Genomic DNA, 26,144 nt, shown 5'->3' on the forward strand with positions numbered 1-26,144 from the left:
CCATATTCACATCAATGTGATTATATATCTGTCTTCGCGGGTGTTAGAAAATCACAGGGTGTGAAGGGCTCAATGCCACGTTGAATGGTCGGTAGATGGATCTTTGAGATCTGCTTTGACTATCACTTTTTTGATGTTCACCTTTTCGAATTGAATGCAGATTGCTTTCATGACGTCCCAAACCGACTACACACTCAGGAATTTAGTTTCATAATTTAATAAATTGAGGAATAGTGGGAAGAAGCGCGAAAGGTAGCGGAAGTGAGGCCCGGTTTGGACCACGGGCCCCAGCGAGCCCTCAACTACCTTTCGCTCATCCGGGTGCTGGACTCCCGAATTGGCGGTAACTTAGCACGGTACGCCGGTAGCCTTGTTCACATCCTCGTGAAATTTACAGTTCTTCCGAAAAATCTCATTCTTCCAGAAGGGGCGCCTTCATCGCCTGATACCTTTCGAAAAGATGCTGCAGGCGGTTATACTCGGACGTGAAGGGTTTACGGCGGTAAAGCCTGTCGACCGCCTGGTCCAGCGCCCGGTGGGCGCGTTTCAGTGGCGGCGGCATCGTCACCGGGTCATACAAATCCGCCAGCGTCGCGCCGGGAAATTCCGCCCGCGCGTCCAGAACAGCCTGCGCCAGCGTTTCGATTTTCCGTGCTTTCGTCGGGGTTGTATCCGGCACCGGAAAGGTGTTGTAAACAAGGCCAATGGAATATCGATAGTCACTTTTCAACCGTCCCCCGACGGCGCGAAGCCACGCCATGTGCATGGCTGATGTCAACAACGCGAAGTCGGTTAGCGTGGCGTCGGTCAGCACCCTTACAAGATTGCTGAGAACGACCGGCGGTGCCATCCAGCCGATGGGTAGATATTCCCGCCGCTCGGAACTCACCTCCGGCACTACCAGAAAGGGATGTTCGGGTATCACCTTTACGTTGAATGCGCCCGGCATTTCAGCAATCGCCAGTGTAGATTGTCTTCGACTCTTGTGGCGGTATTCCCTGACCTTTGCCATACGCTGCCTTATGTCGCTGAATCCGGCCAATTCCTCCGGCGGTATGTCTTCCGGGCAAACGATGTAGCGCCGGACCCTTCCAAGGAATTCTTGCGCACCAACAAACGGCTTAAAATGCGCCGCCTGTTCAGGGTTTTGTATCTGGAGGGCGTCGAATTCAGATTCGGTCAGAATATAATTCCCATCGTCGATCGGTTGTGATCCCGAAATCAACCGCCCCATCCCGTTGATGGGGCGCGCCTCCTCGCGCACAACAAGATGCGGGTCAACCACGCCGCCTGTGTCGAACAGGTAGGGCGAAATGGCGGTGGCATTGACCTGATGCGGTTCTCCCTTGATGTCGTTATATAGATAAAGCCGGGTGCCTCGCGCTGGCCTGTCGGCCCGGTCAAACCCGATAATCACGACATGGACATGCGCCTTGCCCCGCGCATCGGACCCCCAGGCAAAGGTCTGGTGCGCAAAATCGAGGCGAATGTTGAAACGGTTGAACATCTGCGGCCATAGCTGCGCCACCTGCTCACCCTGCGTGATGGAATTGGTGGCGACAAACCCGATGGGTGCCCTGCCCTTGCGGATATAGGCCGCCGCCTTCAGGAACCATGCGGCCACATAATCGAGTGTTCCCCCCGACCCACCAAGCGCCGCGATCCGGCGCACCTGAAGCCGTTGTTCCGGCGTCTGCTCCTTCGCCCCGCTGAAAGGTGGGTTTCCAAACACGAAACTGCATGCAGACGGGTCAAGCACGCGCTCCCAGTCGATTTCCAGAGCGTCGGCATGAACAATCGTCGGCGAGGTCCGCAATGGTATGCGCGCGTAACCCTGCCCGAACCTCAGGCTCAGGATATTGTTCATGATGTGGTCCATCATCCACATCGCGACTTCCGCCACCCGTGACGGGAACTCCTCAACCTCGATTCCAAAGAACTGGCCGACATTGACCAGCGACAGATCGGCGGCATCCAATTCCCTTTGTGCATCAACGGTTCTGTATCGCCGCGACGCCTCGATGATACGCATTTCCAGTCGCCGGACTTCGCGGTAGGTGATGATCAGGAAGTTTCCACACCCACAGGCCGGATCAAAGAATTTCAGCGTTGAAAGTTTACGATGAAAGCGCTGAAGCTCTGTTCTTCGGTGGGTGTCATTTCGGCTGAGGAGCCGATCCGCCTCTGCGGTGAGATCATCGAGAAACAGCGGTTCGATCACCTTCATGATGTTCTGTTCGGTCGTGTAATGCGCGCCGTGATGGCGGCGCTTGTCTTCATCCATCACCGATTGGAAGAGCGCACCGAAAATGGCTGGCGAGATTTCGGACCAGTCAAAGGAACAGCAATCAATGAGTTTTCGCCGCATTTCGGCGTTGAAGGCGGGAATTGTCAACTGGTCCGCGAAAAGGTCGCCATTGATGTAGGGGAATTGTGCCAGGTCTTCGTCAAGATTGACGAGACGTCGGTCCTCCGGCGTGTTCAGCACCTGAAACAATTCAGAAAGCTTGGCACCCAGATCACTGCCGTCTTCCTGCGTTCTACCCTCAAGGTAGGACAGGAAGGTATCGCGAGGCTCGAAAATTCCCGTATCGTCTGCAAACAGGCAAAATACCAGCCTGACCAGAAACAATTCCAGATCATGCCCGGTGTAGCCCGATGTCTCCAGCTGATCATGGAACTGTCCGACCAATTCCGAGGCCTGAATATTGACCGGATCTTGGTCCTTGAAGACTTTTTTCTGGATGCCGAGAATAAAACCGAACTTGTCGATATTCTCCGGCAGATTACAGAGTGGAATTTCAACTTCTTCCTTGGTGTCCAGATCAATCAGCACAAAACTCTGGAAGTCACTCAGCAACAGAAATCGGGGAAGATCGGACTCCCTGATGCCGGGAAAATAGTCAAAGGCCTGTTCCCTTGCGCGGTCCAGATTCCGACCGGCGCTTTTCTGTTCAACCAGCAACACACCTTTCCAGAACAGGTCGATATAGCCTCGCCTGTCACCCAGTCTGCGAACCGGCTCTTCAAAACTGGCAACACGACGCACCGACATATCGAAAATTTGAAAGAATTCCTGATAGAAAAGCTGCGTTTGGCCTTTCTCGTAACCATGCCCCTCCCAGCTATCGGCAAATGCAGCCGCACGCTGCCTGATCTCGTTCCACGTCAAACGCATGGCTAACCAAGCCTCCCTCCAGCGTTATTGACGTGAAGGCTTGCACACCCAGGGTAAATTTCCGGTTAACGGGGCATTTGGGTCACCCTCCACCCCCTGACACCTCTATGATGGCTATATCTCGCGGTTTGGCTTGGATGCCGCCGCAAGATACGGTAGATATACCCAATCCCGCCCTGATCACCGCCCTGATCAACCGGTGGGGCCGCCAGCGCCGCAGCCGCGCCGCGGGCGCAATCGTGATTATGTGCAATCGTAAAAGACTGTGACGGAAGATATCTGACAGATGGCCGATCTTTTTGGGGCCGCGGCATCCGCCGACGGTTATGACGCATCGAATATCGAAGTGCTGGAAGGGCTGGAGCCCGTCCGCCACCGCCCCGGCATGTATATCGGCGGCACCGATGATCGGGCGCTGCATCATCTGGCCGCAGAAATCCTGGACAATTCGATGGACGAGGCGGTGGCCGGCCATGCCAGCTGGATCGATGTGCATCTGGAATCCCGCGACCGGCTGACGATCCGCGACAATGGCCGCGGCATGCCGGTTGGCGAACATCCGAAATTTCCCGGCAAATCCGCGGTCGAGGTGATCCTGACGACGCTTCACGCCGGTGGCAAGTTCTCGGGCAAGGCCTATGCCACCTCGGGCGGGCTGCACGGGGTTGGCGCGTCGGTGGTGAATGCGCTGTCATCCGACCTGCATGTCGAGATCGCGCGCGAGAAGACATTGTATCAACAGAGCTTTTCGCGGGGCGTGCCACGCGGGCCGCTGGCCGAGGTGGGTGCGGCGCCAAACCGGCGCGGCACCGCTGTCAGCTTTACGCCAGATCCGGAAATTTTCGGGGACAGGCCCTGGTTCCGACCCTCCACCCTGTACCGGATGGCCCGGTCCAAGGCCTATCTGTTCGCCGGGGTCGAGATTCGCTGGCGCTGCGATCCGGCATTGCTGGCGAATGACGATCCGGTGCCGGCCGAGGCGGTGCTTCACTATCCGGGCGGGCTTGCCGATTTCCTGACCGATGCCACCACCGATACAGCGCTGCTGATCTCCACCCCCTTTGCGGCACAGGTCGAGCTTGACGGCCAGAAATTCGAATGGGCGATCACCTGGCTTGGCGGCGGCGAGGACGGGTTTTTCCATTCCTATTGCAACACCGTGCCGACACCATCGGGCGGCACCCATGAAGCCGGTTTCCGTCAGGCCATCACCCGGGCGCTGCGAAGCTTTGGCGATCTGGCCGGCAACCGCAAGGCCGCCGACATCACCGCCGATGATGTGTTCGCCGGCACCGCGGTGATGCTGTCGGTCTTTCTTCGCGACCCGCAATTCCAGGGCCAGACCAAGGACAGGCTGGTGTCTGCGGATGCCACCAAACTGACCGAACAGGCGGCGCGCGACAGGTTCGAGCAATGGCTGTCGGCGGACGCGGCACGGGCACAGTTCCTTCTCGACGCCGCCATCGAACGCGCCGAGGATCGCAAGCGACGCAAGAAGGAACGCGAGGTGGCGCGCAAATCGGCGACGCGCCGGCTTCGTCTTCCCGGCAAGCTTGCCGACTGCACGGCCAATGACACCGAGGTGACCGAATTGTTCCTTGTCGAGGGGGATTCGGCTGGCGGGTCGGCAAAACAGGCCCGCAACCGCAAGACCCAGGCGGTGCTGCCGCTTCGCGGCAAGATCCTGAACGTCGCCAGCGCCAGCACCGAAAAGCTTGGCGCCAACCAGGAACTGTCAGACCTTGCGCTGGCACTCGGGGTGCGGCCCGGCAAGGATTTCCGGATTGACGATCTGCGCTATGGCCGGGTCATCATCATGACAGATGCCGATGTCGACGGGGCACATATCGCAGCCCTGCTGATGACCTATTTCTATCGCGAGATGCCGGCGCTGATCGAGGCCGGGCGCCTGTTTCTGGCACAGCCGCCGCTCTATCGGATGACGCAGGGCGGCACCACCCTCTATGCGCTTGACGATGCCCAGCGCGAAGAACTGGCCAAATCCGGTTTCGAGGGGCGTGGCAAGATCGAGATCAGCCGCTTCAAGGGGCTTGGCGAGATGCCGCCGGGACAGCTGAAGGAAACAACGATGAACCCGGCCAGCCGGCGGCTGTTGCGGGTCGACCTGCCGCGCCGCGACAGTTCGGGGGCCGATACCCGCCGCGGCGTCGATCAGCTTGTGTCAACATTGATGGGCAAGAAACCCGAATTGCGCTTCGGCTATATTCGCGACCATGCCGAAGAGGTACTTGCCGATCTCGACGTCTAGGCACGCACCAACTATGCGCTGATACCGGCCAGAAAGCCGTTCAGATGCGCGGTGACGTCATCCGGCGCCTCCATCGTTGACAGGTGCCCGACATCATCGAGGATCACAAGCTCTGCCTGCGGGGCCAGTGCCGCCATGTCGCGTGAAATGTCCGGCGGCGTCAGCGTATCGAGGCTGCCGCACAGCACCAGTGTCGGCACCGCCAGCCGGCGAAGCGTATCCGACTGATCCCGCCGGTTCAGGATGGCCTGTTGCTGGAGGATGAAATTCTCGCGCCCGACAGTTTCCGCCATGGTGATCACCCGCGCCACCAGCGCATCGTCAGCCATCGCCGCCGGTGACAGAAAGCTTTTCAGAAGATGCCGTGTTACCCCGCGGAACCTGTCACTTTTCGCCATCTCGATGGTGGTCAGCCGCTGCGCCCGACGATCGGGGCTGTCGGTGCCATAGGCGGTGTTCAGCAAAGCCAGCCCGGCAAGACGATCCGGAGCCTGGCGTGCCATCTCCAGCGCCACATATCCGCCCATCGACAATCCAATCGGCACCAGCGGGCCCTCGGTCAGAGCCAGCGCGGCAGATGCCATCTCGGCAAGGCTGTCGCGGCCCAGCGTGTCGGCAATCAGCGGCGTCACGGGATGCGCGAGGTCAGCACATTGCGCGGCAAACAGATCAGCCGTGCAGACAAGGCCGGGGATGAAAACAGGTGTTGGAAATGATGACATCAGGAAACCCCCGGCGCACCCTGTCGGGCCACAACCGCAATATGATTGACCTTTACACGCAAAGTCTGTATGACCTCCGGCAAGAATAGCCCAGCGCAAGACCGCCGATCAACAGAACGAGACCGTTCACTGTAAATCGTTAAGGGCTTCTCCCCCGTGCAAAACAAGAAACACGTTGCCAAAGGACGCATCCGTTGAATTTTTCCGATCTAGGCCTATGCCCAGAACTCAGCCAGGCTGTCGCCGATCTCGGCTATACGGCCCCCACTCCGATCCAGGAAAAATCCATTCCCTATGTGTTGATGGGACGAGACATACTTGGCTCGGCGCAGACAGGCACCGGAAAGACGGCATCCTTTACTCTGCCGATGATCGAGATTCTGGCCGCCGGACGCGCCAAGGCGCGGCTGCCACGCTCGCTGATTCTGGCACCGACACGCGAACTTGCCGCACAGGTTGCCGAATCCTTCGAAAAATTCAGCACCTATCACAAATTGTCGATGGCACTGCTTATCGGCGGCGTCAGCTTTGCCGATCAGAATGCGGCCCTCGACAAGGGGGTGGATGTCCTGATCGCCACACCGGGCCGTCTGCTTGATCATTTCGAACGCGGCAAGGTGCTTCTCACAGACGTCAAGATCCTGGTGATTGACGAAGCCGACCGCATGCTTGATATGGGCTTTATCCCCGATGTCGAACGCATTGTCGGGCTGCTGCCGCCGCTTCGCCAGACCCTGTTTTTCTCAGCCACCCTGTCGGATGACATCAAGAAGCTGAGCGACAAATTCGTTTCCAACCCGAAAGTGATCGAAGTGGCCCCGCCTGCATCGACCGCCGATACCGTTGCCCAGCATCTGACCTGGACCAACCCGCGTGGCAAACGCGAGGCGCTGCGCGACCTTCTGCGCAGCGAAGACGTCAAGAATGCAGTGATTTTCTGCAACCGCAAGCGCGATATCAGCACACTTGTCACCTCGCTGAAACGCCACGAATTCGACGCTGTCGCGCTGCATGGTGACATGACCCAGTCGGCACGTCTCGACGCGCTGCAGAAATTCAAGGATGGCAAGGTGCCGTTGATGATCGCCTCTGATGTTGCGGCGCGTGGCCTCGATATCGCCGGCCTCAGCCATGTGTTCAATTTCGATGTTCCGGGCAATGCCGAGGATTATGTCCACCGGATCGGCCGTACCGGTCGCGCCGGAAAATCGGGACGGGCCTTCACCATTGCCGCCGGCGAGGATGACCGCAAATATGTCAGCGCGATCGAAAAACTGATTGGCAAGGCCATTCCGCTGACAGATGGCGGCGACGCTGCCCCTGCCAAGAAAGAGGCCAAGGCGTCCAGCAAGGCATCAGGCAAGGCTGACAAGCCGAAGAAAGCCGCCAAGGCTGCGCCGCCAAAGGCCGACAACAAGGCTGAAATTAGGGCTGAAATTTCCGGCAAGGGCCGTGGCAAGTCACGCCGCGACAGGGACACGCATGCTGGCGAACTGCCGGCACCGCCCGACTGCAAGGGTGACACGCTCCACGACACGGGGCATGTTCCCGCCTTCCTTCTGCGCTAGGCAATCGGGCACGAACCGTCGGCCCGGAAAGGGCGCATCACAGCGCCTTCTCGACGACCTCTTTCAGATCATTTGATTGCGCGCCCTTGCGGATGATGTCGAGGGCGGCACGCATCTGTGCCTGGCGCGGGCCGTCATAATTTGCCATCCGCGTCATTGGTAGCGCCATCCGTGCCGCGATCTGAGGATTGCGCGCATCGATCTCGACAAGTCTGTTCGCCATATAGATATATCCGGACCCGTCAGCAGCGTGGAAATTCGGCGTGTTGCCAGCCATAAAGGCCCCCAGAACGGCACGAATCTTGTTCGGGTTCTTCGGATCAAAGCCCGGATGCTGCATCAGCGCGTCAAGCCGTTCCAGCGTGCCCCCGACCGATGACATGGATTCCATCTGGAACCATTTCTCCATCACCAGAGATTCCGCGGCCCACCGATCATGAAAGACCTGCAGCGCCCGTTCACGAGCCGGATCATCGGTATGGATCAGCGCCTTCAACCCTGCCTGTGACATCGACATGTTTTGATGCTTTGCCATAGTTTCGGCCATGCTCACGGCATGCTGGCTGTCTGCTGCCACACCAAGTTCGACAAGCTGGCCAAGCAACGCCCGCCCGCCGGCACTGTCCGCCATTTTTGCCTGTGAATTGATCGCGGCTGTAATTTCGCCTGCCAGCGCATGGCCCAATGATGCCAGCAACCCACGCCGCGCTGCAAACAGCGCCACCGGGTCGGCATTGGGCCGTGCCGCCTCGAGGACCGCGATGCCGGGAAGACGAAGAGTGCTGGCCTTGAAATCGTCGAGCAGCACGTCATCAGCCAGAATCCGCCGATAGCCCTCGGCAAGCGCATCAATCGTCACCACCTCGCCGGCGGCAAGGGACAGCACGGCGCCAGTCGTCAGCTTCTGCGCGGCATCCCAGCGGTTGAACAGATCCCGATCATGGGCCATCAGGGTCAGACGTTCGGCATCACTCAGATCATCGACAAGACGTACCGGTGCCGAAAAGCCGCGAAGCAGGCTTGGTGTGACGGATGCCGCCGATACACCGGCCTGATCCTGTTCCGGGGCAAGGAAGCGAACCCTTTCCTCGGCACCTTCAAATAACAGCACATGTTCATCGCGGGCTTCGCTCTCGCCCTCGCGGCGCATCTTGACCTGTTGCCCGTCTGCGCCGACAAAGCCGAGCCGGACCGGTATCGGCAATGGATCGCGCGGGGTCTTGGCCGCGGTTTCCGGAGTCACCTGTGTCAGCTGCAGGCTCACCCCTTCATTGTCGCGTTGACGGGTCACGGTCAAAGTCGGCGTTCCCGCCTGGCTGTACCATCCATGAAAGGCAGACATGTCGCGGTCATTGGCATCAGCCAGCGCCGCAACAAAATCGTCACATGTCACAGCAGCGCCGTCATGCCGCTCAAAATACAGATCCATGCCGCGCCGGAACCCGTCGCGTCCCAGATAGCCCGCCATCATGCGAATGACCTCAGCCCCTTTTTCATACACGGTCGGCGTGTAGAAATTATTGATCTCGCGATAGGATTCAGGACGGATCGGATGCGCGGTCGGGCTGGCATCCTCGGGGAACTGCGCTGCCCGCAACAGGCTGACATCACCGGCCCGCTGCACGCCCTCATCATGCATATCCGCCGAGAAACACTGGTCGCGATAGACGGTCAGACCTTCCTTGAGCGTCAGTTGGAACCAGTCGCGGCAGGTCACGCGATTGCCTGTCCAATTATGGAAATATTCATGCGCAACAATCGATTCCACCCTGTCGAGGTCTTCATCGGTTGCGGTTGACGGGTCGGCCAGAATGAACTTGCTGTTGAAAATGTTCAGACCCTTGTTTTCCATTGCCCCCATATTGAAATGGCTGACGGCAACGATCTGGAACAGATCAAGGTCATATTCCAGACCGTAGGTCTGTTCATCCCATGTCATCGACCGTTTCAGTGACTCCATCGCATGACCGGTCAGATGGGTATTGCCCTTCTCGACATAGATATGAAGATCGACAGCGCGTCCCGACGCTGTGGTAAAGCTGTCGGCGGCAAGATCAAGGTCGCCGACAACGCAGGCAAACAGATAGCTTGGTTTCGGATGCGGGTCATGCCACAGCGCGTAATGGCGGCCTCCATCACTATCGCCTGTCTCGACAAGATTGCCGTTCGACAATAGCTGCGGGAACCGCCGGTCGGCCTCGATGCGAACGGTAAAAACCGTCATCACATCTGGCCGGTCCGGGAAAAAGCCGATCCGGCGAAATCCCTCCGGCTCGCATTGTGTGCAATACATGCCACCGGACAGATAGAACCCCTCAAGCGCGGTGTTGCTTTCGGGATGGCACTCTGCACGGGTGCGAACAACGCATCTGGCTGGCAGACCTTCAAGGCTCAGACCGGCCTCGGTGACAGGCCAGTCGGCCTCGTCGAGAATGCGCCCGTCAATGCTGAGTTCATGCAGCGTCAGATCACGCCCATTCAGCAGAAACGGGGCCTCGCTGACGCGTTCAAGTTCCAGCGTCGTGGTCACGAAGGTGCGATCATCGAAAATGGAGATGTCGAGACCGGCCGTGATCACCTTGCAGGCGGCCGGCTGGTAGTCAGCACGATATTTCAGCATCACGGAGAACTCCGGCCCGGCGCATGGACAGCTGCGTGAACCGGGCGCTCTGGATTAACGACTGTCGCGCGAGGTGGTGTAGGCTTCCTCGCAATGTTCCAGACAATAGGGCTTGCCGGGGACAACTCTGGCACCACAGAAGGTAAAGCCGCTCAGCTTTGGATCACCGGTCGGCCAGCAGCATTTGCTTCGCGACCATTGCAGTTTGCGCAATTCAAGACGCAGCGGCAGGTTGACAGGCTCGACGGGGGCCTTTGGCTTTGCCGGTTTTTTCACTTCTGTTGCGGTCTTGGAAATCGGTGATGGCCGCTTTGGCAATCCCATCCGGTGCGCCTTGCCAGCGATTGCGTTGCGCGACACGCCAAGCGCGTCACCAATCTGCGAAATGGACAGCCCGTCATCCCACAGCTTGCGAAGCTGTGCCAGCCGTTCGTCGGTCCACGCGTTCTCTGTCATGCCACCCTCATTCGCTACCACGCCGCAAAGCGCCTCGTCGGCCCTGTCATCACGCCGCGCCACCGCCACTTGCTGGATTGCTCAACATATAGTGCCGGGGGCGCATAAACTCAATCCGCAATTGGTCGCCCCCGCCTTTCGGCCGGGCTCAGAGCGCGCCGATGAAACCGCCAATCAAATCGATCTGACAATCCAGCATGTGACGCCCGTAATGGGTTTGCAGCCCCCGTGCCTCGGCCGCGGCAAGCCAGGCCGTGCGCTCGGGGACCATGATGATCTCGGCAATCAGCGTATTCGGCCCGACAGCATCAAAGGCAAGCGGCAATGCCTCGCCATCATGCAGCCCCAGGCTGGTGGTATTGACAATCATATCGACGCCGCTGCCGTCATGACCGGGGGCGCCCCGCACCTGATCGTAACCGCCAAGGCGCTCCAGATCATGCCCGATGGCAATGGCCTTGTCGGCTGTTCTGTTATGGATCAGCAGACGATCCACACCAGCCTCGCACAAGGCCAGCGCAATGGCGCGCGCAGCCCCGCCCGCCCCAACCATCAGCACGGTGATGCCGGCAGGATCATGGCCATTCCGGCGCAACCCCTCGACAAAGCCCGCCCCATCGAAATTGTCACCATGCATGGTTCCGTCATCATCAAAGCGCACGGCATTGACGGCTCCGGTCAGTTGCGCTGCCGGGCCAAGCGTATCGCACAGCTTCGCAATTTCCATCTTGTGCGGGATGGTGACAGCCATACCGCCAAAATTGCTGATGCCCCGCAGCGCGGCGATCGTTGCCGCCAGCGATTCAGGTGGCACGCTGATGGGAACCATCACATGATCAAGTCCATTTGCGGCAAACAACGGATTGAACACCATCGGCGCACGAACATGGTCGGCTGGATGGGCAATGGTGGCAAAGACACGGGTCGTGCCCGTCACCCACGGCATCTGACCGGTCATTCCATCCTCCCTGCAAGCCCTGTTGAAAATGTGGCAGACACCGCCACAAGAAATCCCAAAATCATCATCACCCTGCCAGCTTTACGCCTTTTTCGGCACAGAAAACAGACCGTGGCGCCGGTGCGCTGGGAACGACCACCCACCGCAGCCAGTGTACCGGCGTCACCACAACCGTTGCAACCTCCACCAACAGGAAGATCAAGATGAAAACTCTCAGCAGAACAATGGTGATCACCGGCGGCCTTGTGCTGTCTGGCATGATTGTCGCCAGCCTCGCCGTCGCGGGAAATTTCGGCCACTATCACAAGCGTGGACAGATGTTCAGCGCTGCCCCGCTCGACGCCGATGGCGACGGCGCGCTGACCCGGGACGAACTCATGACCCATAACAGGGTCCGGTTCGACAGGCTCGACAGCAATGGCGACGGTGCCATTTCACCCGATGAATATGGTGCCAGGCTTGTCGCCATGTTCTCGCGGATGGACGCCAATGGTGATGGCATGCTGGCGGGCGATGAACTGCCACGCCGGATGGGTCGTCATGGTCATGGTCATGACAGCAGGGACGCACACAAATTGCGGGACGCCAGCTGATCACCGCCAGCTGATCACTAAAGGCCGCTTGGCCCCGGGCGCGCCCGGGGACTAGTCCTGTGCGTCCCTGAAGCTGAGTGATGCGGAATTGATGCAATAGCGAAGGCCGGTTGGTGCCGGCCCGTCGGGAAACACATGGCCAAGATGCGCATCGCAGCGCGCGCAATGGACCTCGGTCCGTCGCATGAACAGGCTGGTATCCTCACTCTCGCCGACCGTGTCACCGTCAAGCTTGTCATAGAAGCTTGGCCAGCCACTGCCGGAATTGAACTTTGTTTTGGATGAAAACAAAGCCGCATCACAGCAGATGCAGTGATAGGTGCCGTCATCATAATGCTTGTCAAGGGCACCGGTGAATGCGCGCTCGGTGCCATGTTCCCTGGTTACATAATATTGCTCAGCGGTCAGCTGATCGCGCCACTCGGCTTCGCTCTTGACGATTTTGTCACTCATTCCGCTGCCTCCGATGTGGCCGTGCCGTGAAGCACCTCCCAGATTGCCGCCGGGGTCGCCGGCATGTCGATATGGACAACGCCCAGCGCATCCGTCAGCGCCGAAATCACCGCCTGCGGTGCGCCGATGGCACCGGCCTCGCCCGAACCTTTGACCCCCAGGACATTGTTCTTGCACGGGATATTGCGGAAGCTGATATCAAAACGCGGCAGGTCGTCGGCGCGCGGCAACGCATAATCCATCAGGGATCCCGCCACGAGCTGGCCCTGTTCGTCAAAAGCGGCATGTTCATGAAGCGCCTGACCAATGCCCTGGGCGATACCGCCGTGAACCTGGCCTTCGAGCATCAGTGGATTGATCACAGTGCCGAAATCGTCAACGACTGTGTAGCGCAGGATATCGACCTTGCAGGTGCCGGGATCAAGCTCCAGCTCGACGATATGGCATCCATAGGGATAGGTGGCACCATCGGTTGTATATTGGTGCTTGATATCAAACGGGTGCGGCCCCTCGTCAGGCACCAGCCGCAACACCAGGTCCTCGATGGTGATCGAATGATTGGTGTGTGGGGCTGAAAACACGCCATCGGCCAGGATCAGGTCCTCAGGATCGCATTCCAGCATTTCGGCAGCATGCGGGCGGGCCGTATCCAGTGTGCGGGCCGCCACCTCGGCAACAGCGGAGCCCAGAATGGCGGTCATCCGCGCGCCACCCGTGGTACCCGGCGGGTTGATGGCCGAATCCCCCTGCATGACCTCGATCTTGTCGGCGTCAAAACCCAGCCGGTCGGACAGGATCTGGGTCAGGGTCGTGCGATGGCCCTGGCCGTTTTCCTGCTGCGACGCCAGCACCAGAATGGTGCCATCATCACGGAACCGGACATCGACACCACCATCGGTGCCGCCGCCGCATTGTTCCAGATACATGCCGAGCCCGAACCCGCGAAGTTTCCCGCGCGCTTCGGAATCGGCACGCCGCGCCGCGAACCCGGCATGGTCGGCACGACGAAGCGCCTCTTCCATCAATTCCGGCATCTCGCCGCCATCGATACTGCCACCAAGCACCATTTCAAACGGCATCTGGTCGGCACGGATCAGGTTGCGACGGCGGATTTCCAGCCGGTCGATGCCAAGATGCGCCGCGATATGGTCCATCAGCCGTTCCATCACATAGTTGGCCTCTGGCCGGCCAGCGCCGCGATAGGCATCAACGGCCGGCGTATTGGTCATGATGCCTAGCACACGCAGACTTGCCGTGGGGATGGCATAGGTGGTTGTCAGCGCACGACAACCCGACAATGTCGGGATATAGGTGCTGAAGTTCGACAGCCACGATCCCATATTGGCGTGGATCGTGACCGCAAGTGCGTGAACCTTGCCATCACGATCGATCACCGCGCGGGCCTTGGTACGGTTGTCGCGTCCATGAAGGTCGGACAGGAAGGAATCGGACCGGGCCTGCTGCCAGCGCAGCCTGCGACCGAGCCGGCGCGCCGCCCAGGCGATGATCAGCTGTTCGGGATGAAGAAAAATCTTGAAACCGAAACTGCCGCCGACATCACCGGTGCGGACACGCACCTGCTGCGTTTCCATGCCGAGCGCCTCGGCAAGCTGTTCTGCAATGCCGACCGGGCCCTGCGTGCCACACCAGACATCCAGCGTGCCCTCGTCGGGCCCCGGTGCCGCGATCATCGGTCTGGTCTCCATCGAATTGATGATGACCCTGTTGTTGATCACGTCGATCTCGAATATCTCGCGCCCATCGGCCTGTGCTGAAGCCAGAACGGCATCGGTACCGTCATGGTCGCCAGCCACCCAGTTAAAGGCGATATTTTTGGGATATTCGGCATAAAGCTGGGGGGCCGTGTCCTGCATCGCGGCATAGACATCGGTCACCGCCAGCAGACTGTCATAGCGTGCCTCAATCAATTCCAGCGCATCATGGGCCGTGGTTGCATCCTCGGCCACAACAACGGCGACAATATCCCCGGCGGTGCGGTTCACATCCCGCACCATCGGTGGATGCGAGACCATCGTCATTTTCTGTCCATCCTCATTGGTCAGCCGGTGCTGGCACTGGATATCACCAACCTTGTCAGCGTCGAGATCGGCCTGGGTTGCCACGAGATGCACCCCGTCAAGCGCCGCCGCCGCACTGGTATCGACAGACAGCAACCGCGCATGCGCCAGCGGCGCGCGAAGAAACGCCACCGCGAGGCCGGTACCCGGGTCGATATCATCGGTATAACGCCCCTGGCCGGTGATTAGCCGCGAATCCTCGATACGGGGGATAGCCTGACCAACGCCGAATTTCATCTTCAGTCTCCTGTTGACGTGTCCGCCGGCCCGGAAAGCCGGCGCACCGCATAGCCGATGCGTGTTGCTGTGGTGATCCAGCAAAGACCCCCGAAGATCCATGCCAGAGGATCGAACAGGGAAGGCATGATGATCACTGCCAGTAGGAAAATGATGGTCTCCAGCCCTTCGGTCAAGCCGCCCATGTAGAAGAAGCTTTTTTTCCCCCTGATATCGGTCGAAATATCGCGCTTCTGGGCGATAATGGCAAAGGACAGAAAACTTGTACCGGTGCCGACAAAACTGAAGATCAGAAAGGCCGCCGCCGTGGCATTGGCCGGATCGGCAAAGGCAAATCCAAGAACAAGCGCGCTGTAGATGATGAAATCCAGCGTGATGTCGAGGAAACCACCCAGATCGGTCGGGCCGTGTACACGGGCAATCGCCCCGTCAAGCCCGTCACAGACCCTGTTGGCTAAAAACAGCAACGCTGCCAGTGCCGTGGCACCGGATGCCACTGCCATCGCGGCGGCCAGGCCAAAGCCGAACCCGAAAATGGTGACATGGTTGGCGCTGACACCCAGACCGGCAAGGACACGCCCGGCGGGATTGAGGATCCGGTCCATGAAAGGTCTGAGGGCAGCGTCGAACATCAGCCGCGACGATCAGCGTCTGGCAAGGATCGTCTCTCCGGCGACGACCGTCTTGCCGACTTCGATCTCGCATCTGTAACCAGCCGGTATCACAAGCTCGGCCAGCCCCCCTACCCGTGCCATGCCAAGCGGTGCCCCGGCGGCCAGAAACTTGCCTGGACCATAGCGGCAGACAAGCTGGCGTGCCGTCGCCGTGCCGATCTGCACCAGCAGAAAGCGCACGCCGTCTTCGGTTTCAATGCTGATCTCGCGGCGTTCATTGTCGCGCCGCATCAGCGACAGCTCTTCACCACCACGGAACAGGCCTGGAATCAGGAAATTGTCGATCACACGGCCAGCCACCGGGCTGCGCTGCAGCTGCGCATCGGCCAGGCTGGTCTTGATGGTGACCCGGCAGGCCGCAGGCGCTGCCGCTTCATCGGCAGAAGCGCCGTCCGGCACGGCAGGATCGCCGGCAAGGGCGGCAACTTCAACCACCACCCCGTCAGCCGGTGCCAGCACCAGAGCCGGATCGGCGGGCGATACCCGGCGCGGCACGCGCAGACTGTAGCGGAGCCACACCATCAACCCCAGGGCGAATGTACCGAGCGGCAGGGAAATCAAACTCAGAACAATGGTAACGATGCCGGCCATGCCGAGAACCGCCCACCCGTCCGCAGCGATCCAGCCAGTTTCAAAATCGGTGTTGGTCTGATCTGTATTCATGGTGTGTCGGCCCCGCCCAGGCGTCACTCGGGAGACTTCGGGAGCGCGAAAATCTGGTTCGGGAAAATCAGGTCAGGATCATTGATGGCGGCTGCGTTGCGCCGCACGATATCAACATATCTGATCCCCTCGCCATAGGAGCTGTAGGCAATACGCCACAGCGCGTCACCGCGCTGGACAATGACCATACGACTACCGTCAAGACCCTGAGACAGATCGCGTGTCGCAACCGGCAGTTCATAGGTTGCTATCACCGCATTGTCGGCATTGCGAAGGGTGAAGATCATCGTCCGACGCGACTTTGCCATATCAACCTTGCCGGCAAGCTGCCAGCTGCCATCACTGGCCGTACCGGTGTCACCGAACGAGATGCCGTCGGCCACCGCATCGACACGGACGCCGCCTCGCGAGACGCCGGCGACGACAAGTTCACCATCCGCTTTCCATGACAGCGACCGCGGGGCAATGGCCGGCACCACGGGCATTGCCGTGTCGCTTGCCGTTGCCGACGCGGTGGATGTCGCCGCACCGGCAACCGGCGCCGGGCGTTCAACAGCCGGGGCGGCAATGTCATCCGGTGATTGCAGCAATTTCGGCATGTCGGTTTCGGTCTGTGGCAGCAGCGCGACCAGGGGACGATCCTCGGTTGTTTCGCCGACCTGAATGGCCATCGTGATGTCGGCGACCGACGATCTGCCATCCTCGGACACCACCCCAACCGATACAAGATGCTCGCCGGCACCAAGCGCCGCGTCCGGAATGATCACCCATTCGCCATTCTCGTCCGCCCTGGTACGGCCAAGGATCACATCGCCCTCGAAAACGGTGACTTCAGCATTCGGTGTCGCCTTGCCGGCGAACACCGCATTGCCATCCGGTCTGACCTGGGCAAGATCGATCGACACTGTGGGCGGCACCGGTTCATCAGTCGCCGGCTGTGATGATGACGTCGTGGATGTTGCCGCGCCCGACCCGGCACCGTCGTTTCCGGCACCGTCGCTTCCAGCACCATTGCTGGCCTGTCCGCCGCCGCCAGCGCCGTCGGCAGACTGTTGTGTCTGCAACGTGCCATTGCCCGTCGTCTGCGCCTTGGCTGTCACGGTTTGCGATGCGTCTGATTGCGGTTCAATCTTTGCCTGCTCGCCGGTATCCAGAAGCGTGACGGCAAGCGCGATGACGGCGATGGCCGCACCAACACCGACAAAGATATAGGTCAAGACCCTCACACGGAACACCTTTTCGCTGGCGGAAAACGTTTATCAGCGTAATGCTATCAAGATGTTCTTTCAATCACAGGATACGTCATTGCCATGAAAAAAATCTGCGTTTTTGCCGGCGCGTCGGCTGGCAACAAGCCATCCTATGCCGAGGCCGCCTACGATCTGGGAGCCCTGATCGCAAGCCATGGTCTGGGACTTGTCTATGGCGGAGGACGCAGAGGATTGATGGGACGGGTGGCCGACGGCGCGATTGAAAGTGGCGGCACGGTCATCGGCATCATCCCGAAATTCCTTGATCGCGTGGAGATCGGCCATGCCGGTGTCACCAAGCTTCATGTCATCGATACGATGCATCAGCGCAAGGAAATGATGTATGCGGAAAGTGACGCCTTCATCATTCTTCCCGGCGGTCTCGGCACCCTCGACGAGACAATGGAAATCACCACCTGGCGGCAGCTCGATCTGCACAAAAAGCCGGTCATCATCCTCAACATCGACGGCTATTGGGATTCCCTCCTGGCGATGCTCGACTCTGTGGTTGCCGAGGGTTTCATGCATAACGGCCACCTGCAGCATTTTGACACCGTGGCTTCGGTTGACGGGCTGAAGCCCCATCTGCAGGAACTCATAAACAGCTGAACCGGCCAAACAACGTTGCATTGGCCTTGCGCTCACGCCGCTTGGACAGTACAAACCACGCAACCGACCTTTGGGGGGCGTCGGTGCCAGTCAGTTGATGTTCCCATACGAGCCGGAAATGGCAGGTGCCGTGCGCGGTGTCAGTTCACCCGCACCTGTGCCAGTGTTTGATGCTGTTTGATCGGCCATGCCAGGGCCGACAGACACGATGTAAGAGGTGAAGGAAAGCCATGTCCAAGATCAAAGTAAAAACCCCAGTCGTTGAAATCGACGGCGACGAGATGACCCGCATCATCTGGCAGAAAATCAAAGACAAGCTGATCTTCCCCTATCTTGATATCGACCTCAAATATTACGACCTCGGGATCGAGAAGCGGGATGAGACAAACGACCAGATCACGATCGACAGCGCCAATGCCATCAAGGAATACGGCGTTGGTGTAAAATGCGCGACCATCACCCCCGATGAGGCGCGCGTCGAGGAATTCGGCCTGAAGAAAATGTATCGTTCGCCAAACGGCACCATCAGGAACATCCTTGGCGGCACCGTGTTCCGTCAGCCCATCATCTGCCAGAATGTACCCCGTCTGGTACCCGGTTGGACCCGCCCGATTGTGATCGGTCGTCACGCTTTCGGCGACCAGTACCGGGCTACCGATTTCGTCGTCCAGGGCGCCGGCAAGCTGACCATGACCTTCACCCCCGCCGACGGCAGTGCGCCGGTGACGCGCGAAGTCTTCGACTTCCCGGATGGCGGTGTGGCAATGTCGATGTACAATCTCGACGAGTCGATCCGCGGCTTTGCACGGGCCTGCATGAATTACGGTCTGGACCTCGGATGGCCAGTCTATCTGTCGACCAAGAACACGATCATGAAGGCCTATGACGGGCGCTTCAAGGATCTGTTCGAAGAGGTGTTTGAAGATGAATTCGCTGACAAGTTCCGCGCCGCCGGGATCACCTATGAACATCGTCTGATCGATGACATGGTGGCTTGCGCGATGAAATGGGATGGCGGGTTTGTCTGGGCCTGTAAAAACTATGACGGCGATGTACAGTCCGACACCGTTGCCCAGGGTTTCGGATCGCTTGGCCTGATGACCTCGGTCCTGATGACACCCGATGGCAAGACAGTCGAGGCCGAAGCCGCACACGGCACGGTCACACGTCACTTCCGCCAGCATCAGCAGGGCAAACCCACCTCGACCAATCCGATTGCGTCGATTTTCGCCTGGACCCGTGGTCTCAGCTATCGCGCCAAATTCGACAATACCCCGGATGTGGCCAATTTCGCCGAGACAGTGGAAAAGGTCTGCATCCAGACTGTTGAACGCGGGCAGATGACCAAGGATCTGGCGCTGCTGATCTCGAATGAGCAGCCGTTCCTGACAACCGACGCCTTCCTCGACGCGCTGGACGACAATCTGAAAGCGGCGATGAACGTCTAGTCGGCCAGCCGATGAAATGTCTGGTCAGAACCTGATCAGACAGATTCTATGAACAGGCACATCGCGCCATGCGATGTGCCTTTTTTTTGCGGTCAGAAAGTTGCGTCAGAGGGCGGCTGAAACGGCTTTGATGGCGGCCGCCGCCGCGTCGGCATTCGGACCACCGGCCTGTGCCATATCCGGCCTGCCGCCGCCACCACCGCCGCCAAGCGCGCCGGACCCGATCTTCACAAGATCGACCGCGTTGCGGCTTGCGGTCAGGTCATCCGTCACCGCAACGACAATCGACGCCTTGCCGCCATCCGTTGCGACAAGACAGATCACGGCATTCGACAGGTTGGTCTTGATCTCGTCCGCCATGGATTTCAGCTCGCGTGCCGGCGTGTCTTCAAGAAGCCGTCCGACAAAATTGACACCATTCACGACGGTGGGCGCCTCGCCGGTGCCGCCGCCAGCCGCCAGCTTGCGACGCAGCGTGACAATGTCGCGCTCCGCCTTGCGGTTGTCCTCGACAAGGCGAGCCACCCGCTCGGCAAGCTGTTCCGGTGCCACCTTCAGCATCTCGGCGGCCTGCAGCAGGGCCTGTTCCCGGCTGTCCAGCCATTCCATCGCGCCTGACTCGGTCACCGCCTCGATCCGGCGTACACCGCCGGCAACAGCCGATTCCGAGACAATGCGAAGCAGGCTGATATCACCGGTGCGCCCGACATGCGTGCCGCCGCACAGTTCGACAGACCAGGCACCTCGTCCCTCGATATCCGTCTCGCCGCCCATTTGGACAACCCGGACTTCCTCACCATATTTTTCGCCAAACAGCGCCAGCGCCCCAAGCTCAATTGCCGCGTCCGGCGTCATGATGCGGGTCGAAACCTCGCTGTTCATCCGGATGCGTTCATTCACGATGGCCTGCACGCGGGCCAACTCCTCGGCCGACACCGCTTGCGGATGCGAGAAATCGAAACGCAGCCGGTCGGGCGCGACAAGCGATCCCTTCTGGGCAACATGGTCACCAAGCACATGACGAAGCGCCTCGTGAAGAAGATGTGTTGCCGAATGGTTGGCGCGAAGACGACGACGGCGATCACCGTCAATCTCCATCCGCAGCGCCTCACCGACGCCAAGCGTCCCTTTACCGATATCCACCCGATGCACAAACATGCCGGCAGGTGTCTTGAAGGTGTCGGTGACGCTGCCATGCCCCCCTTCCCAGGAAATCATCCCCCTGTCGCCCTGCTGGCCGCCTGACTCGGCATAGAACGGGGTCTGGTTGGTGATCACGGACACGCTTCCTGTCGCCGTGTCGGCCTCAGCGCCGTCAACCACAAGCGCGGCAACCTGCCCCTCGGCACTCTCGGAGGTATAGCCAAGGAATTCGGTGGCCCCCAGACGCTCGCCAAGGTCAAGCCAGATGGTCTCGGTGGCGGCATCGCCGGAACCGGTCCAGGCGCGCCGTGCTGCGGCTTTCTGCTCGGCCATCGCGGCATCAAAACCGTCGGTATCCACACTCCAGCCATAGCCGCGCATGAAATCCTGCGTCAGGTCGAGGGGAAAACCGAAAGTGTCATAGAGCTTGAAAGCTGTCTGGCCATCTAGAACACCTCCCGAGGCCTTGCCCTCGATTTCCTCGTTCAACAGCCGCAAACCGCGCCCCAGCGTCTCTTTGAACCGCGTTTCCTCAAGCTTCAAGGTCTCGCCGATCAGAGACTGGGCACGCCCAAGTTCAGGATATTGTCCCCCCATTTCGGCGACAAGCGCCGGCACCAGCCTGTACATGACAGGCTCGGCGCAGCCAAGCTGATGCAGATGGCGCATGGCGCGGCGCATGATTCGACGCAGAACATAGCCGCGGCCTTCGTTCGATGGCAGCACGCCATCGGCAATCAGGAACGAACTGGCCCGCAGATGGTCGGCGACAACACGGTGCGACACATTCTTTTCGCCATCAGGATCGGTGTTCGAGGCATCGGCAGACGCCTCGATCAGCGCCCGCATCATATCGATGTCGTAATTGTCGTGCTTGCCCTGCAGGACGGCGGCGATGCGTTCCAGTCCCATGCCGGTATCAATTGACGGCTTGGGAAGCGAAATACGCTCGTCGGCAAGCTGCTCAAACTGCATGAAGACAAGGTTCCAGATTTCGATGAATCTGTCGCCATCCTCATCCGGCGAACCTGGTGGACCACCGGGGATGTGGTCCCCATGATCATAGAAGATTTCGGAACAGGGACCGCAGGGACCGGTATCCCCCATCGCCCAGAAATTGTCCGAAGTGGCAATACGAATGATACGATCATCGCCAAGGCCGGCAATTTTCTTCCAGAGAGCCGCCGCCTCGTCATCCTCATGATAGACGGTGACAAGCAGCTTGCTGCTATCAAGCCCAAATTCCCGGGTGACAAGGTTCCAGGCAAGCTCGATCGCCTGATCCTTGAAATAGTCGCCAAAGGAAAAATTGCCAAGCATCTCGAAAAAGGTGTGATGGCGTGCCGTATAGCCGACATTTTCCAGATCATTGTGCTTGCCGCCGGCCCGCACACATTTCTGCGACGTGGCCGCCCGGTTGTAGCCGCGTGTCTCGACACCGGTGAACAGGTTCTTGAACTGAACCATACCGGCATTGGTGAACATCAGGGTTGGATCATTCTGTGGCACCAGCGGGCTCGAATCGACAATCTCGTGGCCGTTGCCGGCGAAATAATCGAGGAAGGCCTTCCTGATATCATTAACGCTGCTCATCACTGGTTCCTGCGTTGCGGACGGATCATGGCTGTGGCTGCCGGTGGCGACGCGACAGACGAATCGGTCGCACCGCCGGCGCGGCGTGCCTGTTTTACGCGCCCGCCCGCGCCAATGTCCAGCCAAACATGGCACCCGCAGGAAACAGAAAAACCCCGCCTGTCAATGACCGGGCGGGGTTTGGGTATGATGCCGCCACCCCGGGGGGCACGGCCATGGTCCGGGACCGGCCGGGCCTTACTCAGGCACGGCGCCTGAACCTTCGCCGGGGGCCAGAGGCTCATCCGGTGAGGACGGCACCACAGCTTCGGGCGTTTCCGCAATCGACTGGTCGAGCATCTGGTCGCCGACAAGGCCTGCATTCTGCCGGATCGCCGCCTCGATCTCTTCGGCAAGAGCGGTATTCTCGCGCAGGAAATTCTTGGCATTTTCCCGCCCCTGCCCGATCCGCTGACCATTATAGGAAATCCAGGCCCCCGATTTTTCCACAATGCCGGCGGCGACGCCAAGATCGAGAAGCTCTCCCATCTTGGAGATGCCCTCGCCATACATGATGTCGAATTCGATGGTACGGAATGGCGCGGCGACCTTGTTCTTGACCACCTTGACACGGGTCTGGTTGCCGATCACCTCGTCACGATCCTTGATCGCCCCGATCCGGCGAATATCAAGACGAACCGAAGCATAGAATTTCAGCGCGTTACCACCTGTGGTGGTTTCGGGATTGCCGAACATCACGCCGATCTTCAGTCGGATCTGGTTGATGAAGATCACCAGACAGTTGCTCCGCGCAATCGATGAGGTCAGCTTGCGCAGCGCCTGGCTCATCAGGCGGGCATGGAGTCCGACATGGGTATCCCCCATTTCACCCTCAAGCTCGGCCCGCGGCACCAGCGCCGCCACCGAATCGATGACCAGAACGTCGATCGCACCCGAGCGCACCAGCGTATCGGCAATCTCGAGCGCCTGTTCACCTGCGTCAGGCTGGGAAATCAGCAGATCGTCAATATTCACACCGAGCTTGCGGGCATAGACAGGGTCAAGCGCATGTTCAGCGTCGACAAAGGCGCAATTGCCACCCTCTTTCTGGGCCTCGGCCACCGCATGCAGCGCCAGCGTTGTCTTGCCCGAGGATTCGGGACCATAGATCTCGACGATCCGCCCCTTTGGAAAGCCGCCGATGCCAAGTCCGATATCGAGACCGAGCGACCCGGTCGAGATCGCCTGAACGTCAGCCGCCGCCTCGCGCTGGCCGAGCTTCATTACCGAGCCCTTGCCGAACGCCTTTTCAATCTGGCCAATGGCAGCTTCAAGCGCCTTGGCTTTGTCATCATTCTTCATTTGCAGGTCCACCACGACTCCAGCCATGTCAGTCCTCCTTCTTGCACAGCCGCCGAACCCTGTCCATGCGGAAACTGTCCCTGCGGATAGTCCCTGATGAAAGGCTCCAGCCTAGCGGGCACCGTCCATAACGGCCCCAGATGTTTCATAAGCGTGCCGGTCACTAAACGGCCTCTCCGCGATCCAACGCTGGCCCTAATACAAACCACCGACACCCGGTGGCACCGACACTCGGTGGCAATGTGATGTCTGACAAATCCGTCATATCTGACAAATGCGTGATGTCTGACACCACCATGCCACCAACCTATCTGTAGTGTGTACCTGTTTTGTTCCTTTTTCAAGAAGATTTTCATGCTTTGTTCTTGTTTCAGGATGTCGGGGGGCGGTGATGCGCCCAACACAAGCCGTCTGCCCAGACTGGGCAGCGGTTTTCGGAACCTGGTTTTGGCACCGCGCGCATATTGGCATTGAGCGTGTGTTGGCAGTTCAATCGCAAACGGCCCGACAATTTGCCTGTCGGGCCGTCAAACAAGTCTGCATCTGGAATCATGCCGGTTAGGGATTCCCATGACCAGTCATCACCGACTGGAAGCATATCCCGTGCAGATCAATCGTCGCGGTGAATCCGCTCCATCCGTTCGTGGCGTTCCTGCGCGTGCAGGCTGAGCGAGGCAATCGGGCGGGCCTCCAGCCGGCGCAAATTGATCGGCTCGTCAGTCTCGACACAATAGCCGTAGCTTCCCTCGTCGATGCGGCGCAGCGCCGCCTCGATCTTCTGCAGCAATTTGCGTTCCCGGTCACGGGTTCGAAGGTCGATGGTTGCGTTGCTTTCGATCTGCGCCCGGTCCATCTGGTCTGGCCGATGCAGGTTTTCCTGAGACAGGCCGGTGATCGTTTCCGAGGCTTCGGCAAGCAACTCGGCCCGCCAGCTTTCCAGCTTCTGCCTGAAATAGGCAAGCTGCATCGGATTCATGAATTCCTCGTCCTCGCTTGGACGATATCCTTCCGGTAACAGAATCGGCGTTGCGGTCACGCCACTTGCCGTCTTGGCTGTCGATTTGGCCGGTTTTGTCGCCTTATTCTTGGTTTTTTCGGTCATTTGATCATCCGTTTCAAAGACTGAAGGCCCACAATTACTGTGTGTTGTCGACTGCCGGCGAAGAAACTTTAGAAATGAGACTGGGCACCAGTTTCACGCATCGCCAGCGATCCGTGGGCATGGGATTACACAAAAAACCACAGCCCTTCAAGCGCTGTTTTACGATACAAAAACTTAAAAAAAGACTTTTAACTCATCATTATTGTTACTAAAAAGTGAATCACGCATATGTGAATTGAGGCCCTGTGCCACTTTAATTACGCTTAACTTAACGATCAAATCGGGGGTTTCGACGGCATTACCGCCGGATCCGCGGTCAGGAGAACCAAAACGAATATCGTCCACATTTTTTTAGGAAAAAAAGCCATGCATATTTTAATTGTAGAAGACGATCCAGTTGTAGCCGACGTTCTGGGCATGACACTGGAAGAAGCAGGCCATTTTCAGTCGACAGCACACAACATCGAAACCGCGCTGGCGGAACTCAAGCACAATAACATCGATGCTGTGCTTCTCGACATCAACCTTCCTGACGGTGACGGCACCAGATTGGCGCGCCTGATCCGCAAGAACCACATTCCGGTGCCGATTCTCGTCGTTTCCGGCAATGCCACACCCGATGACAAGATTGCCGCCCTTGGTGCCGGCGCAGACGGCTATCTGACCAAGCCGTTCGACAGGTTTGAATTGCTGGCGAACCTTGACGCCATCATCCGGCGCACACACGGGCACAGCTCGGCCACCGTTGCCGTCGGCAATCTCGAGGTTGACCTGAACCGCCATCTGGCGCTGATCGACGGCGAGCCTCTGTCGCTGACTGGCAAGGAATTCCGGATCGTCGAATTTCTTGCGCTTCGCAAGGGATCCGTTCTCAGCAAGACCGCTTTTCTGGCCCATCTCTATGGGGGCATGGACGAGCCGGAGCCAAAGATCATCGATGTGTTCATCTGCAAGCTCCGGCGCAAGCTGGAACTTGCCGGCGCCCGCGGTGTCAGCATCGATACGGTATGGGGCCAGGGCTATATCCTGCGGGAAACCGAGGCGATGAACCCTGCGTCATCCTCCGACCTTCCCGACAGCATCGGCGATATCGACCCCGAAACGGCGGGGCCGCAGGTGCAGCCACGCCGCCGCAAGGAACCCGACCGACAGATGGCGGCAAACTGACACCGGCGGATGACTCTATTAA

At 59.2% G+C, this 26,144-nt stretch carries 19 protein-coding genes; 6 read left to right on the forward strand and 13 right to left on the reverse strand.

Features of this window, described 5'->3' with window-relative positions; genetic code table 11:
- Positions 1-412: 412 nt before the first annotated feature.
- The gene (locus tag AB3X55_03700; GenBank protein MEX0502677.1) at positions 413-3,178 is read right to left on the reverse strand and encodes a class I SAM-dependent DNA methyltransferase; all 2,766 of its coding nucleotides are present in this window, start codon (positions 3,176-3,178) and stop codon (positions 413-415) included.
- Positions 3,179-3,464: 286 nt separating this feature from the next.
- On the opposite strand from AB3X55_03700, the gene parE reads away from it, so the two are divergent.
- Positions 3,465-5,447 (forward strand): DNA topoisomerase IV subunit B, encoded by a 1,983-nt coding sequence (gene parE, locus AB3X55_03705; protein MEX0502678.1) that lies wholly within the window; start codon positions 3,465-3,467, stop codon positions 5,445-5,447.
- A gap of 11 nt (positions 5,448-5,458) precedes the next feature.
- On the opposite strand, the gene AB3X55_03710 is transcribed toward parE, so the two are convergent.
- Positions 5,459-6,169 carry an alpha/beta fold hydrolase gene (locus AB3X55_03710; protein MEX0502679.1) on the reverse strand — a complete coding sequence of 237 codons (711 nt, stop codon included), beginning with the start codon at positions 6,167-6,169 and terminating at the stop codon, positions 5,459-5,461.
- 194 nt (positions 6,170-6,363) lie between these two features.
- Here AB3X55_03710 and AB3X55_03715 point away from each other — a divergent pair, with 194 nt between their 5' ends.
- Positions 6,364-7,737, forward strand: coding sequence for a DEAD/DEAH box helicase (locus AB3X55_03715; GenBank protein ID MEX0502680.1), 1,374 nt, complete (start codon positions 6,364-6,366; stop codon positions 7,735-7,737).
- A 37-nt stretch (positions 7,738-7,774) separates the two neighbouring features.
- On the opposite strand, the gene pepN is transcribed toward AB3X55_03715, so the two are convergent.
- The 3 genes from pepN to AB3X55_03730 form a co-directional block, all read right to left on the reverse strand.
- Complete coding sequence (pepN, locus tag AB3X55_03720) at positions 7,775-10,357, reverse strand: aminopeptidase N (GenBank protein MEX0502681.1); 2,583 nt, start codon at positions 10,355-10,357, stop codon at positions 7,775-7,777.
- A gap of 54 nt (positions 10,358-10,411) precedes the next feature.
- Positions 10,412-10,813 (reverse strand): GcrA family cell cycle regulator, encoded by a 402-nt coding sequence (locus AB3X55_03725; GenBank protein MEX0502682.1) that lies wholly within the window; start codon positions 10,811-10,813, stop codon positions 10,412-10,414.
- Between the two features lie 148 nt (positions 10,814-10,961).
- Positions 10,962-11,771, reverse strand: a complete 810-nt coding sequence (locus AB3X55_03730; GenBank protein ID MEX0502683.1) for a shikimate dehydrogenase — start codon at positions 11,769-11,771, stop codon at positions 10,962-10,964.
- Between the two features lie 203 nt (positions 11,772-11,974).
- Here AB3X55_03730 and AB3X55_03735 point away from each other — a divergent pair, with 203 nt between their 5' ends.
- On the forward strand, positions 11,975-12,364 hold the full coding sequence (locus tag AB3X55_03735) for an EF-hand domain-containing protein (protein MEX0502684.1): 390 nt from the start codon (positions 11,975-11,977) through the stop codon (positions 12,362-12,364).
- A gap of 51 nt (positions 12,365-12,415) precedes the next feature.
- Here AB3X55_03735 and msrB read toward each other — a convergent pair whose 3' ends face one another.
- From msrB to AB3X55_03760, 5 genes are read right to left on the reverse strand one after another with little or no spacing between them, the layout of a single operon-like run.
- Positions 12,416-12,817, reverse strand: coding sequence for a peptide-methionine (R)-S-oxide reductase MsrB (gene msrB, locus AB3X55_03740; GenBank protein MEX0502685.1), 402 nt, complete (start codon positions 12,815-12,817; stop codon positions 12,416-12,418).
- Positions 12,814-15,132, reverse strand: coding sequence for a xanthine dehydrogenase family protein molybdopterin-binding subunit (locus AB3X55_03745; GenBank protein MEX0502686.1), 2,319 nt, complete (start codon positions 15,130-15,132; stop codon positions 12,814-12,816). Before AB3X55_03745 ends, msrB begins: the two co-directional genes overlap by 4 nt.
- 2 nt (positions 15,133-15,134) lie before the next feature.
- Positions 15,135-15,764: a CDP-alcohol phosphatidyltransferase family protein gene (locus tag AB3X55_03750; protein ID MEX0502687.1), complete on the reverse strand. Its 630-nt coding sequence runs from the start codon at positions 15,762-15,764 to the stop codon at positions 15,135-15,137.
- 12 nt (positions 15,765-15,776) lie between these two features.
- Complete coding sequence (locus AB3X55_03755) at positions 15,777-16,469, reverse strand: phosphatidylserine decarboxylase (GenBank protein MEX0502688.1); 693 nt, start codon at positions 16,467-16,469, stop codon at positions 15,777-15,779.
- Between the two features lie 23 nt (positions 16,470-16,492).
- Complete coding sequence (locus AB3X55_03760; GenBank protein MEX0502689.1) at positions 16,493-17,686, reverse strand: LysM peptidoglycan-binding domain-containing protein; 1,194 nt, start codon at positions 17,684-17,686, stop codon at positions 16,493-16,495.
- Positions 17,687-17,779: 93 nt separating this feature from the next.
- Here AB3X55_03760 and AB3X55_03765 point away from each other — a divergent pair, with 93 nt between their 5' ends.
- Positions 17,780-18,328, forward strand: coding sequence for a TIGR00730 family Rossman fold protein (locus AB3X55_03765; protein MEX0502690.1), 549 nt, complete (start codon positions 17,780-17,782; stop codon positions 18,326-18,328).
- 230 nt (positions 18,329-18,558) lie between these two features.
- Positions 18,559-19,776 carry an NADP-dependent isocitrate dehydrogenase gene (locus AB3X55_03770; GenBank protein ID MEX0502691.1) on the forward strand — a complete coding sequence of 406 codons (1,218 nt, stop codon included), beginning with the start codon at positions 18,559-18,561 and terminating at the stop codon, positions 19,774-19,776.
- 105 nt (positions 19,777-19,881) lie between these two features.
- Here AB3X55_03770 and alaS read toward each other — a convergent pair whose 3' ends face one another.
- The 3 genes from alaS to dksA all read right to left on the reverse strand — a co-directional run bounded on the left by alaS (position 19,882) and on the right by dksA (position 24,829).
- Entirely contained in the window at positions 19,882-22,512 is a 2,631-nt protein-coding gene (gene alaS / locus AB3X55_03775; protein ID MEX0502692.1) for an alanine--tRNA ligase, read from the reverse strand.
- Positions 22,513-22,749: 237 nt separating this feature from the next.
- A complete protein-coding gene (recA, locus tag AB3X55_03780) occupies positions 22,750-23,880 on the reverse strand; it encodes a recombinase RecA (GenBank protein ID MEX0502693.1) in 1,131 nt (376 codons plus the stop codon).
- 583 nt (positions 23,881-24,463) lie between these two features.
- Entirely contained in the window at positions 24,464-24,829 is a 366-nt protein-coding gene (dksA, locus tag AB3X55_03785; protein ID MEX0502694.1) for an RNA polymerase-binding protein DksA, read from the reverse strand.
- A gap of 492 nt (positions 24,830-25,321) precedes the next feature.
- On the opposite strand from dksA, the gene AB3X55_03790 reads away from it, so the two are divergent.
- Positions 25,322-26,122, forward strand: coding sequence for a response regulator transcription factor (locus tag AB3X55_03790; protein MEX0502695.1), 801 nt, complete (start codon positions 25,322-25,324; stop codon positions 26,120-26,122).
- Positions 26,123-26,144: the final 22 nt, after the last annotated feature.

The sequence above is a fragment of the Alphaproteobacteria bacterium LSUCC0719 genome, assembly GCA_040839025.1.
Lineage (GTDB): Bacteria > Pseudomonadota > Alphaproteobacteria > Puniceispirillales > Puniceispirillaceae > UBA8309.

Bases quoted from the DNA above. Each gene is read 5' to 3' on its own strand.
- AB3X55_03700 (MEX0502677.1), bottom strand. From the start codon at position 3,178: ATGCGTTTGACGTGGAACGAGATCAGGCAGCGTGCGGCTGCATTTGCC.
- parE (MEX0502678.1), top strand. From the start codon at position 3,465: ATGGCCGATCTTTTTGGGGCCGCGGCATCCGCCGACGGTTATGACGCA.
- AB3X55_03710 (MEX0502679.1), bottom strand. From the start codon at position 6,169: ATGTCATCATTTCCAACACCTGTTTTCATCCCCGGCCTTGTCTGCACG.
- pepN (MEX0502681.1), bottom strand. From the start codon at position 10,357: ATGCTGAAATATCGTGCTGACTACCAGCCGGCCGCCTGCAAGGTGATC.
- AB3X55_03725 (MEX0502682.1), bottom strand. From the start codon at position 10,813: ATGACAGAGAACGCGTGGACCGACGAACGGCTGGCACAGCTTCGCAAG.
- AB3X55_03730 (MEX0502683.1), bottom strand. From the start codon at position 11,771: ATGACCGGTCAGATGCCGTGGGTGACGGGCACGACCCGTGTCTTTGCC.
- AB3X55_03735 (MEX0502684.1), top strand. From the start codon at position 11,975: ATGAAAACTCTCAGCAGAACAATGGTGATCACCGGCGGCCTTGTGCTG.
- msrB (MEX0502685.1), bottom strand. From the start codon at position 12,817: ATGAGTGACAAAATCGTCAAGAGCGAAGCCGAGTGGCGCGATCAGCTG.
- AB3X55_03745 (MEX0502686.1), bottom strand. From the start codon at position 15,132: ATGAAATTCGGCGTTGGTCAGGCTATCCCCCGTATCGAGGATTCGCGG.
- AB3X55_03750 (MEX0502687.1), bottom strand. From the start codon at position 15,764: ATGTTCGACGCTGCCCTCAGACCTTTCATGGACCGGATCCTCAATCCC.
- AB3X55_03755 (MEX0502688.1), bottom strand. From the start codon at position 16,469: ATGAATACAGATCAGACCAACACCGATTTTGAAACTGGCTGGATCGCT.
- AB3X55_03765 (MEX0502690.1), top strand. From the start codon at position 17,780: ATGAAAAAAATCTGCGTTTTTGCCGGCGCGTCGGCTGGCAACAAGCCA.
- AB3X55_03770 (MEX0502691.1), top strand. From the start codon at position 18,559: ATGTCCAAGATCAAAGTAAAAACCCCAGTCGTTGAAATCGACGGCGAC.
- alaS (MEX0502692.1), bottom strand. From the start codon at position 22,512: ATGAGCAGCGTTAATGATATCAGGAAGGCCTTCCTCGATTATTTCGCC.
- recA (MEX0502693.1), bottom strand. From the start codon at position 23,880: ATGGCTGGAGTCGTGGTGGACCTGCAAATGAAGAATGATGACAAAGCC.
- dksA (MEX0502694.1), bottom strand. From the start codon at position 24,829: ATGAATCCGATGCAGCTTGCCTATTTCAGGCAGAAGCTGGAAAGCTGG.
- AB3X55_03790 (MEX0502695.1), top strand. From the start codon at position 25,322: ATGCATATTTTAATTGTAGAAGACGATCCAGTTGTAGCCGACGTTCTG.